General features: G+C 70.3%; 10 protein-coding genes. 4 read left to right on the plus strand and 6 right to left on the minus strand.

Features of this window, described 5'->3' with window-relative positions:
• Positions 1 to 30 precede the first annotated feature (30 nt).
• Positions 31 to 528, plus strand: a complete 498-nt coding sequence (locus Pma05_RS38580; RefSeq protein ID WP_203862481.1) for a hypothetical protein — start codon at positions 31 to 33, stop codon at positions 526 to 528.
• 346 nt (positions 529 to 874) lie between these two features.
• On the opposite strand, the gene Pma05_RS38585 is transcribed toward Pma05_RS38580, so the two are convergent.
• Positions 875 to 1,648 carry a group II truncated hemoglobin gene (locus tag Pma05_RS38585; protein WP_203862482.1) on the minus strand — a complete coding sequence of 258 codons (774 nt, stop codon included), beginning with the start codon at positions 1,646 to 1,648 and terminating at the stop codon, positions 875 to 877.
• Positions 1,649 to 1,745: 97 nt separating this feature from the next.
• Between Pma05_RS38585 and Pma05_RS38590 the strand changes: the two genes are divergently transcribed.
• Both Pma05_RS38590 and Pma05_RS38595 read left to right on the plus strand, forming a co-directional pair.
• On the plus strand, positions 1,746 to 2,069 hold the full coding sequence (locus tag Pma05_RS38590; RefSeq protein WP_239314047.1) for a winged helix-turn-helix transcriptional regulator: 324 nt from the start codon (positions 1,746 to 1,748) through the stop codon (positions 2,067 to 2,069).
• 124 nt (positions 2,070 to 2,193) lie between these two features.
• Entirely contained in the window at positions 2,194 to 5,565 is a 3,372-nt protein-coding gene (locus tag Pma05_RS38595; protein ID WP_203862484.1) for a S8 family serine peptidase, read from the plus strand.
• Positions 5,566 to 5,867: 302 nt separating this feature from the next.
• On the opposite strand, the gene Pma05_RS38600 is transcribed toward Pma05_RS38595, so the two are convergent.
• Genes Pma05_RS38600 through Pma05_RS38620 form a run of 5 tightly spaced genes read right to left on the minus strand, consistent with a single transcriptional unit; the run spans position 5,868 to position 9,335 of the window.
• Complete coding sequence (locus Pma05_RS38600) at positions 5,868 to 6,137, minus strand: cyclophilin-like fold protein (protein WP_203862485.1); 270 nt, start codon at positions 6,135 to 6,137, stop codon at positions 5,868 to 5,870.
• Complete coding sequence (locus Pma05_RS38605; RefSeq protein WP_203862486.1) at positions 6,125 to 6,373, minus strand: hypothetical protein; 249 nt, start codon at positions 6,371 to 6,373, stop codon at positions 6,125 to 6,127. The genes Pma05_RS38600 and Pma05_RS38605 overlap by 13 nt, the downstream gene beginning before the upstream one ends.
• Positions 6,374 to 6,427: 54 nt before the next feature.
• Positions 6,428 to 7,732 carry a multidrug effflux MFS transporter gene (locus Pma05_RS38610; RefSeq protein ID WP_203862487.1) on the minus strand — a complete coding sequence of 435 codons (1,305 nt, stop codon included), beginning with the start codon at positions 7,730 to 7,732 and terminating at the stop codon, positions 6,428 to 6,430.
• Between the two features lie 36 nt (positions 7,733 to 7,768).
• Positions 7,769 to 8,791, minus strand: a complete 1,023-nt coding sequence (locus Pma05_RS38615) for a zinc-dependent alcohol dehydrogenase family protein (protein WP_203862488.1) — start codon at positions 8,789 to 8,791, stop codon at positions 7,769 to 7,771.
• Between the two features lie 58 nt (positions 8,792 to 8,849).
• Entirely contained in the window at positions 8,850 to 9,335 is a 486-nt protein-coding gene (locus tag Pma05_RS38620) for a cyclophilin-like fold protein (RefSeq protein WP_203862489.1), read from the minus strand.
• Between the two features lie 149 nt (positions 9,336 to 9,484).
• Between Pma05_RS38620 and Pma05_RS38625 the strand changes: the two genes are divergently transcribed.
• Positions 9,485 to 10,393, plus strand: a complete 909-nt coding sequence (locus tag Pma05_RS38625; protein ID WP_203862490.1) for a helix-turn-helix transcriptional regulator — start codon at positions 9,485 to 9,487, stop codon at positions 10,391 to 10,393.
• Positions 10,394 to 10,421 lie beyond the last annotated feature (28 nt).

Here is a 10,421-nt window from a genome sequence, read left to right on the forward strand (position 1 = left end):
GCAACGACATCAGCGGAAACAGGAGAAAGCATGCGACCCCTGGCAAAAGTAACTGCCGCCCTACTGCTCGGCGCCGTGATGGCCGTGCTGATGGGCGCCGCCCCGGCGAGCGCCTATGACGTGCGGTACCGCGCGGCGAAGTCCTGTTTCGTCGACGGGCGGGAGTTCCGTGCCCATATCTTGACCTACGGCAAGCCGACCGGGGTCGGTGACTACACGGAGGTTCAGCTCTGGGGCTACCGGATCGAGGCTGCGGGCGGGAATACCAGAAACACCACTGTCCAAGCCACGGAGGTGCGGTGGATCGACGGGTCGTGGAGGCGCATCGGAGGGGTCAGCTGGACCCAGGCCGCCATCGAGGACGGCGAGTTCCACAGGGGCGCCATTCAGGAAGGCACCATTCCGCAAATCGGCTATACCGCGGAGGACAGTCCGCGTGCCTTCATGGTCCGCGTCTACTTCGACCAAGACGCATTCAAGACCTGCCAGGTCACCCTGAGGCCGTACGACCTCGAGTGGATGAGCTGACCCGACCCTGAACGCGTGAGCCGGGGCGTGCCTGTCGGACGACAGGCACGCCCCGGCTACGTCGACACGATGATGCCAGTTGTTCTGGGCGCTTTCGCGTAGTCGTAGTAGATGGAGTCGATGTCGTCGGCGTGGACCGAGACCGCCAGGTCGAATTCTTCGAGGGCACTACAGAGGTTGAAGGGTTGATGTCTGTCGGCGTGTCCGGGTGATTCGGGTCGATGTAGCAACACGCTCCGTTGCCGCCGAATGTGAGACAGGGCCGTTAACTTGACAGCCCCGATCGCGCGCCTGGGACGGGGGGTGGGTGTTAAGGTCTTCGCGCCCAGGCGCCGATGCTGAGCGGCTATCCCTGGTACGGCGGCGCTATACCCCAGCCCCAGCGCGGCACCGGCGCATCGTGGGTAGGGTCCGCGTCGGGCCGGGAGTTCTGCAGTGCCAGCCGGGTGCCCCATTCCAGGTAGCTGGCGAAGGCCGCCCGGAACTCTGGATCGTCGGGGAGGCCGACCTCGTCGGCGGCGTCCAACATCAGGTTGACCCACCGTCGGCGTTGTGCCTCGTTGATCGCCCTGCCGAGGTGTTTGCCGAGCATATGGCGGTAACCGCCGCGTTCCTCGGTGTAGCTGGTCGGTCCGCCGAAGACCTCGGCGAGCCACAGCGCCACGTACCGGGGGTGCTCGGGGTCCATGCGCACGAACATCGGCGCGAGCAACTCATCGGCGCGGACCAGACGGTAGAAGGCGTCGCACAGCTGCACGAAGGCGTCCGTGCCGCCGGCCCACTCGTGGAGGGTCGGCGCAGCGGGCGCGGCGGCGGCGCCGGGGCCGGCGACCGCAGTGTTGGTGTAGTGCCGCATCTCCTCGATGTCCGCGACATACGGTTTGATCTCGGCGAAGAACTTCGCGAACAGTGAGCCGCCCCGGAATCCACGCAGGTGCTCGTCCGTCGAGGTCCACCTGATCCGCAGCACGTAGCAGGCGGGGTCGTCCAGGCAGCGGCTCAGCTCGTAGTCGACGCACTGCGGCGCCATGCGCAAGACCTCGGCGGCCCGCTCGTACGCCGCCTCGAAACCGCCCGCCCGCTCCTGCGGTACGCGGTACCTGATGTACTCGTTAACCATGGTCAGAGCCCAGCATCCAGAGCAACAAAGATCAAGTACGCACCAACTGGTGCGTACTTCGGAGGGGAATTCGACGCGCAGGCAGTATGGCTGCCCGGTGGAACTCGCCGTCGACGTCATTGGCGGCAAATGGCGACCGGTGATCCTCGCCCACCTCAAGGAGGGCGTGCACCGGTACGGCGAATTGCGCCGCCGGATGCCCGGAGTGAGCGAGAAGATGCTGACCCAACGACTACGCGAGTTGGAGGCCGACGGACTCGTCGCCCGCGATGACCACGGCACGAGCCCGCCGCACGTCGAGTACCGGCTGACGGAGGAGGGCCTCAGCCTGGCGCCTGTGCTTCAGGCACTGTACGACTGGGGAGTCACGCGAGCCGCGCGTACAGGCGCGGTCGTCCGAGAGGCGGGTTCGCTAGCTTGATCCTCAAACTCCACCTCGGAGAGCGGCAGCCGGTCTTACGATCGGGGGCGCAGGACGCTGAAGATTTCCTACGTGAAATCCCCTAGTATCGAAGCATTCCTACGCTTCGTTACGGGGAGGACGCATGGGTCCTGGAAGAAGGCTGGCCGCCTGGCTCTCCGCCACCGGTCTCGGTGCCGCGTTGCTCGTGGCACCACAGGCCGGCGCGCAGGCGGCGCCGGCGGGCGGGGCGAGGGCGGCGGCACCCGCAGGTCGTACCGTGACGTTGATCAGCGGCGATCGGGTGCTGCTGACCGACGACGGGCGGGCCAGCGTCGAGCGGCAGTCGGGACGCGAGCACGTGCGGTACGTGTCGTACCGCGACGACGCCCGGCACCTGCACGTGATTCCGTCGGACGCGCTGCCGCTGCTGCGGGCCGGACGGCTGGACGCCCGGCTCTTCGACGTTACCGCCCTGCGCGACTTCGGGTACCACGACGGTCGAGCCGACCTGCCGTTGATCGTCACCTACCGGGGGGACGACGCGCGGGTGTCGGCCCGCTCGGCCGTGGCGGGCGCGACCGTGAGCCGGGAACTGCCGGCGATGGACGCGCTCGCGGTCCGCGCACCGAAGTCGAACACCGGACCACTCTGGCGGAGCCTCACGGCCGACGGCACCGCGACCCGGAGCCTGGGTGGCGGCGTCGCCAAGGTCTGGCTGGACGGGCTGCGCAGACCGACGCTCGACGTCAGCGTGCCGCAGATCGGCGCGCCCGCGGCCTGGCAGGCCGGATACGACGGCACCGGCGTACGCGTGGCGGTGCTGGACACCGGCATCGACGCCACCCACCCGGACCTGGCCGGCAAGGTGACCGCCACCCGGAACTTCACCGAGGGCGCCGAGGACGACCGGGACCTGGTCGGCCACGGTACCCACGTGGCCTCCACCATCGCCGGCAGCGGGGCGGCGTCGCAGGGCCGGTACCGGGGCGTCGCGCCCGGCGCCCGGCTGCTCGACGGCAAGGTGTGCGTGGACGGCGGCTGCGCCGAGTCGTGGATCCTCGCGGGCATGGAGTGGGCCGCCGCCGAGCAGCACGCCCCGATCGTCAACATGAGCCTCGGCGGTCCCGACACACCGGGCACGGACCCCTTGGAGGAGGCGGTCCAACGCCTGAGCGACCAGTACGGCACCCTCTTCGTCGTCGCCTCCGGCAACGAGGGTGGCGAAGCGGCGGTCGCCTCCCCGGCGAGTGCGGACGCGGCGCTGGCCGTTGGCGCGGTGGACGCCGACGACCGGTTGGCCGATTTCTCCAACCGGGGCCCGCGCGGTGACGACGGGGCGCTCAAGCCGGACATCTCCGCTCCCGGCGTCGACATCGCGGCGGCCAACAGCAAGGACGGGCAGCTCGGCGAACCGGGAGCGGCCTACACGACCATCTCTGGTACGTCGATGGCCACCCCGCACGTGGCCGGAGCGGCGGCGCTGCTCGCCCAGCGTCACCCGGACTGGTCAGGGGCCTCGCTGAAATCCACGCTGATGGGATCGGCCAAGCCCAGCAGCCCCATCGACCTGCTCGGCCAGGGCGCGGGCCGGGTCGACGTCGCTGCGGCGATCGGCCGGAGCGTCACGGCCGCCCCGGCCAGCGTCAGCCTTCCCCTCCAGGAGTGGCCGCACGGCGACGACCCGCTGCTGACCAGGACCGTGACCTATCACAATTACGGCGACGCCGACGTGACGCTCGCCCTGGCGTGGCCGGCGATCGGTCCGGACGGTAGCCCGGCACCGGCCGGGATGTTCACCCTGGACCGGCAGACCGTCACCGTGCCCGCCGGTGGCGACGCGACGGTCCGGCTCGCCGCCGACACCAGGATCGAGTCGCCGGTCGGCCGCTTCGGCGGGTACCTGACGGCGTCCGGCGGCGGGCAGGTGGTACGGACCCCGTTCGGGGTGGAGAAGGAGTCCGAGCGGTACCCGCTCACCCTGGTCCACACCACGCGATCCGGCGCGCGGGCGACGGACTACAGCGCCATCGCCTACCGGCTCGACACGTTTGACTCGTATCCTGCGGACGGCGCCGGCGGCACGGACGGCACGCTGGAGTTCCGGCTGCCCCGGGGACGGTACGCGGTCTTCTCGGCCATCTTCGAGGGTCAGGACGAGCAGCTCACCTCCACCCTGCTCGCCCAGCCGCGGCTCGACCTGACCGGCGCGCAGACCGTGGCCCTGGACGCCCGGCTGGCGAAGCCCGTGAACGTCACCGTGACCAACCCGGCCGCCCGGGGCGTCTGGGGTGAGTTCAGCGCCCGGACCGGGGCGGCCGACCTGCCGGGCGTCTCGCTGGAGATGAACATGGGGAGCCTTGACGGCTTCGACCGGGCCTACACCGGCCAGGTCGGCCCGGACCAGGCCGTGGACGGGTTCTCCACGAAGATCAGCGGCGTGTTGGCCAAGCCCAGTCCCGACGGCAGCCTCGACGGCAGCCCGTTCGCCTTCCACCTCGCCTGGTTCCGCGACGGGCGGATGTTCAACGGGCTCGACCGCCGGCTGAGCCCGTCGGCTCTCGCCACGGTCCGCGAGAACTACGCCGTGCAGGGCACCGGCACCACCGGCGCGACGACGGCGTACGCGAGGGCGCCCGGTCTGGCCGGCAACTTCACCACGACGGTCCTGCCGTTCACCCTGCCGTTCACGCGCACCGAGTACTTCAACACCGACGGCGAGGTCCGGTGGACCAAGGTGTTCCAGGAACGGGTGCCCAGGCCCGGCCCGCCGGGCCCGCCCATCATCCAGGCCACGGCGGAGCAGCCCGACGTCGCGTACCGGGCCGGCCAGAGCTACGACGAGCGGTGGAACCGGGGTGTCTTCGGGCCCTCCCTCGCCGGTCCGGGTAGCTCGTCCGAATGGGTGAGCCGACAGGGTGACACCATCCTGGCGGAGCCGCCGATTTTCACCGACGGCTCGGGACGGCTCGTCTCCGGCCGCGCGTCGAACCCGCGCATCGCCCTCTACCGGGACGGGAAGCTACTCGCCGAGGCTGCGGCGCTGCGCGGGGAGTTCACCGTGCCGGCCGGCGACGCGGGCTACCGGTTGCAGATCGACGCCCAGCGGGCCGCACCGTCCACCCTCACCACCCGGGCGAGCGTGGCCTGGACGTTCCGCTCGGCACACGTCGACAGCGACCAGCCGCGCCGGCTGCCGCTGTCGGTGCTGCGCTTCACCCCCGTGCTCGACGAGCGCAACACCGCCCCGGCTGGCCTGACGTACCGCGTGCCGGTCACCGTCGAGACGCAGCCCGGCTCGGCGGCGGGGGTTCAAAATCGCCCGACGGTCGAGGCGTCGTTCGACGACGGCCAGACGTGGCGAGCGGTGCCGGTGCTAGGTGGGCAGGGCGGTTGGTACGTGATGGTCCCGCACCCCGCGGCCGATGGGTACGTCTCGCTGCGCGCCAGGGCGACCGACACCGCCGGTAACACGGTGGACCAGACCATCGTCCGCGCCTACCGGATCGGCGGATAAGCCGGCGGGTACGGCCCGACGGCAGCCGGCTGGCAGCCGTCGGGCCGTACCGCGGACGAGGTCGCGGGCCGACCGGTAAGCCCGGCGGGTGCCCGTGGTCAACAGGCAGCCGTCAGCGAAGGCCACCGGCCGCGCCACCCCCCTCCCTCCGCTGCCCGACGCCCCACCCCCACCACCCTGTACCGAGCCATGATCCGCCTCAGCCGACCCCACAGCGCCGGAACCGAACACTGACGCCGACGCGACCGGGTCCCGATCGGCCAGCGCTCGTACCCCACCGACAGCCTGGCTTGTTCCCGGCGTCACGGGACGAGCTCGACGCTTACGGGCCCGGTCGCCAGGTCGTTGAGACGTTCGTGGCCGGTCTCGATCGTGCCGATCATGATGACCTGGTCGGAGTAGGTCTCGTCGGAGTTGTAGAAGAACCCGAGATTGCCCCAGGGGACGTAGTAGATGAGGTCACCGTTGGCGGGTGCGCTGCCGGTGGAGCCATCGGTGGCCAGTTTGCGTGGCAGGTGGCTGATCTTCTCCTTGCCGGCGAAGTCCTCGAACTCCAGCGTCAGCGGCAGCATATGGACACGAAGTCGCGGCTGGTCGGGTTGTCCGCGATGCGGACGATGATCTCCCCATCGCCAGCGGTGAACCGTACCCGCGTCCGGGCCATGTCTGGCTCGGTGGAGGACTGCGGCGCCGGTGACACTGTCACGCCGGCTTCGGGGCCGCTCGTGGGGTTTGGGTTGGCGCCGCAGGCCGCCAGCAGCGGCAGCATGGCCGCGCCAGCGGCGAACGCGATGCGGAAGGGTGTCATCCGAGGTTCTCCTCATCACGGATTGGTTGGCTCGCCGCTGCACGGCGACCGTGCTCAGGACGGGGTGGATGTTCCGGGCAGGGTCTGCGCCCGTGGCCGGCTGTCTCCGGGTCGCGCGAGGACCAGCAGGCCGATCATCGAGGCAACGGTGCCCGCGATCATGAACAGCGCCATCGGCACTGCGGTGTCTTCGCCGCCGAGCCCGACGATCGGGGCAGTGAGGCCGGCGGCGAGCCATTGGACGAACCCGAGGACCGCCGAGCCGGTGCCGGGATGGTCGGGCACTTCGGCGGAGGCGAGCGCCCCGCCGTTGGTGATGATGAGCCCCTGCGCCGTCATGAGGACGAAGAAGCAGCCGACCGCGAGGAGCAGCGGCGTGCCGAACCAGATCGCCCCGGCGAGCATCGCTACGCCGGCGGCGAGGGCGGCGACCTGCCCGATGAGGATGAGCTTGCGGGTGGCAACCCGGCCGGCCAGCCGAGCGGCGGCGAGCGCGGCCACGGTCATGCCGGCGGCATTGGCGGCGAAATCGCCCGAGTAGGCGATCGGGGACATCCCGTTCATCGACTGCAACACGAACGCCGACGCAGCGACATAGGCGAACAGGGCACCCATCGCCGACCCGACGACCAGCAGGTACCCGACATAGCGGCGCCGGCCGAGCACCCGCCGCCCAGCGACCGCGAACATCCGCAGCCCACCGCCGTGGCGCCGCTGGGAAGGCAGCGACTCCGGCACCGCGACCAGCACGGAGATCGTCATCGCCACGCCGAGGGCGGCGACCGCCCCGAACGACACCCGCCAGTGCGACAGCTCCAGGATGACCCCGCCGAGCAGCGGCCCGACGATGATGGCGACGCCGCCGACCCCGGCTACCACGTTGAGCACCCGTACCAGCCGGGCGCCGCTGGCGAGGTCCACGATCACCGCCCGGCCGATCACCATCGCCCAGCCACCGCTGAAGCCCTGCACGAAGCGGGCCACCATCATCACCGCGATCGACGGGGTGAGCGCGCACACGATCGAGGCGACGGTCATCAGCGCGATCGCGCCGATCAGCGGTCGGCGCCGGCCGCGCTGGTCGGAGACCGGTCCGCCGATGAGCTGGCCCAGCGCCATACCAACGAAGAAGGTGGTGAGGGTCAATTGCACCTGGGTCGCGGTCGCGGACAGGTCACCGGCGACCCTCGGGAACGCCGGCACGTACATGTCGGTCGCCAACGGTGCGATCGCGGTCAGGAAGACCACGGTCGCGACCAGACCTGAAGTGAGCCGGGCCTGGCGGCGAACCCGATCGGGCGGCACACCGGTGCCGGTGGCCATCGGTGCCAGCGCGGGCCCGGACGTCAACCGGGGCATTGCATTCTTCCTCGGCGGCAGCACGAGCAGAGGTGGTCAGGGCCGCAGCAGAACTTTGATCGCGTCCCGGCGGTCCATGGCCCGGTAGCCCTCGGGGGCCTGGTCGAGTGGCAGCTCCAGGTCGAAGACCTTGCCGGGGTCGATCCGGCGGGTCCAGATCCGGTCGATCAGGTCGGGCAGGAACCGCCGAACGGGTGCGGGGCCGCCGTGCAGGTGGACGTGGGAGAAGAACAGCTCCATGCCGGGCAGCGCGACGTTGTGGGTGACACCGACGTAGCCGACGCGCCCGCCGGGTCGGGTGGCGTGGATGGCCTGCATCATCGACTCCTGGGTGCCGACGGCTTCGATCACCGAGTGCGCGCCCAGCCCGTCGGTGAGGTCTTTGACGGCGGCTACGCCAGCGTCGCCGCGCTCGGTGACAATGTCGGTGGCGCCGAACTCGATGGCGAGTTTCTGCCGTGACTTGTGGCGGCTCATCGCGATGATCCGTTCGGCGCCGAGCTGCTGGGCGGCCAGGACGCCGAGGAGTCCGACGGCGCCGTCGCCGACCACGGCGACGGTCCTGCCGGGACCTGCGGCGGCGGCAACGGCGGCGAACCAGCCGGTGCCCAGCACGTCGGACGCGGCCAGCAGGCTCGGGACCAGATCATCGGCCGGGAGGTCCGGAGTGGCGATCAGGGTGCCGTCCGCGAGGGGGACCCGCATCCGTTCGGCCTGCGCCCCGCCCGGAGCGGCGGCCTCCCGCCGTACGCAGGAGGACTGGTAGCCGGAACGGCAGATCTCGCAGGTGTTGTCCGAGGCGAAGAACGAGCCGACCACGAACTGGTCCGGCCGTACCGTGGTGACCGCCGGCCCGACCTCCTCGACGATGCCGGCGTACTCGTGGCCCATCGGCCGCGGCTCGTCGACCGGCTCCACGCCCCGGTATGGCCACAGGTCCGACCCGCAGATACAGGTCGCGGCCAGCCGGATGATCGCATCCGTCGGCTCGACGATCCGCGGTTCGGGACGGTCCTCGACGTGAACCTGGCCGGGGGCGGTCATGACGGCGACACGCATGAGCAGAGTGCTCCTTGGGGAGAGTTGATGTTGATGATGGTCGAGATCAGGTGGCGAGTCAGGAACTGGTCCCGGCGGCCGAATCGATCCGGACCGTCACTCGCTTGCCCGCGTTGGCAAGGCTGTCCAGGCCGGCGTTGACGACGCCTAGGCGGATCAGGCCCGGGTCGGGCACCGCCTGGCCGAGATCGTCGTAGTAGATGGCGATCACCTCGGTCCGGGACCAGAAGTAGATGTCGCCCGGGGTGGGATCGTGCACGGGGACGGCGTCCTCGACGGTGAGCGGGTGCGGCAGCCGTCCGGACTTCGCCTGAGCCCACACGTCCTTCAGTTGCACGGTCAGCGGCAGCATCGCGGTGAGCTGCCGCGAGGCCGGGGTGTCGGTCAACGTCGCGGCGGCGGCACGGTCACCAAAGCGCAGCACCACCGCAACCCCCACCGCGGTGCTCGGTGCTGCCGACGGTGAGCCGGAGCCGGACCCGGTGACACCCGGGCCGGCAGCAACCGAGCAGCCGGCCAGAACGGCGTACAACAAGACGGTCATCAGGGCAGCCACCGGACGGCGGGGCCAAGCGGTGACGGTCGCGGTCATGCATCCAGCACAGCCGCATGGCCAGACGGGAGGAAGTCACTGACGATGGGTGTACTCGCAGTACATCCCAGGTGCCCGCCGTGCGTCGTACCGTCGATGTCGTGGACAACCGAGTCGAAGTGCGCGAGTTCCTCACCTCACGCCGCGCCAAGATCACCCCCGAGCGGGCGGGCTTACCGACCGCCGGGCAGCGCCGTGTCCCCGGGCTCCGGCGCAGCGAGGTCGCCGCCCTGGCCGGGATGAGCGTGGAGTACTACGCCAAACTCGAACGCGGCTCCCTCGCCGGGGTATCCGCCGGCGTGCTCGACGCGATCGCCCGCGCCCTGCAACTCGACGACGCCGAACGGGTCCACCTGCTCCGCCTAGCCCACGAGGCCGACGGCAGCGCCGCGATCCTGCGGCGGCGCCGTCCGAAGCAGTGGAAGGTCCGACCCAGCCTGCAATGGACCCTCGACACCATCACCGGCCCTGCGATCGTCGGCAACAACCGGCTGGACCTCCTCGCCGCCAACCACCTCGGCCGCGCCATGTACAGCGACGTCTACGCCGATCCGACCAGCCCACCGAACTTCGCCCGGTTCACCTTCCTCGACACCGCCGCCCGCCGCTTCTACCCCGACTGGGAACTCGCCGCCGACATGACCGTGGCCAACCTGCGCACCGCAGCCGGCAAAGACCCCCACGACAAGAGCCTCTACGACCTCGTCGGCGAACTGTCCACCCGCAGCGACGACTTCCGCCGTCGCTGGGGCGCCCACAACGTCCGCACCCACGGCACCGGCGTCAAACACTTCCACCACCACATCGTCGGCGACCTCACCCTCGCCTACGAAAGCCTCGACCTACGCGCCGAACCTGACCTCACCATGACCATCTACACCGCCGAACCCCACTCATCCACCGCACACGCCCTTACCCTCCTCGCCTCCTGGACCGCCACCACGAACCCCAGCACCACAGTCGAAATCGACCACAACGCGCCCAAAACCAACCCGCGTTTCGCCCCGTGACGCACAAACCCACGAGCCAGTCGTGGTA

This window comes from Plantactinospora mayteni (assembly GCF_016862935.1).
GTDB lineage: Bacteria > Actinomycetota > Actinomycetes > Mycobacteriales > Micromonosporaceae > Plantactinospora > Plantactinospora mayteni.

Excerpts from the sequence above, each read along its gene's own strand:
- Pma05_RS38580 (WP_203862481.1), top strand. The coding sequence starts at position 31 with ATGCGACCCCTGGCAAAAGTAACTGCCGCCCTACTGCTCGGCGCCGTG.
- Pma05_RS38585 (WP_203862482.1), bottom strand. The coding sequence starts at position 1,648 with ATGGTTAACGAGTACATCAGGTACCGCGTACCGCAGGAGCGGGCGGGC.
- Pma05_RS38595 (WP_203862484.1), top strand. The coding sequence starts at position 2,194 with ATGGGTCCTGGAAGAAGGCTGGCCGCCTGGCTCTCCGCCACCGGTCTC.
- Pma05_RS38600 (WP_203862485.1), bottom strand. The coding sequence starts at position 6,137 with ATGCTGCCGCTGACGCTGGAGTTCGAGGACTTCGCCGGCAAGGAGAAG.
- Pma05_RS38605 (WP_203862486.1), bottom strand. The coding sequence starts at position 6,373 with ATGACACCCTTCCGCATCGCGTTCGCCGCTGGCGCGGCCATGCTGCCG.
- Pma05_RS38610 (WP_203862487.1), bottom strand. The coding sequence starts at position 7,732 with ATGCCCCGGTTGACGTCCGGGCCCGCGCTGGCACCGATGGCCACCGGC.
- Pma05_RS38615 (WP_203862488.1), bottom strand. The coding sequence starts at position 8,791 with ATGCGTGTCGCCGTCATGACCGCCCCCGGCCAGGTTCACGTCGAGGAC.
- Pma05_RS38620 (WP_203862489.1), bottom strand. The coding sequence starts at position 9,335 with ATGACCGTCTTGTTGTACGCCGTTCTGGCCGGCTGCTCGGTTGCTGCC.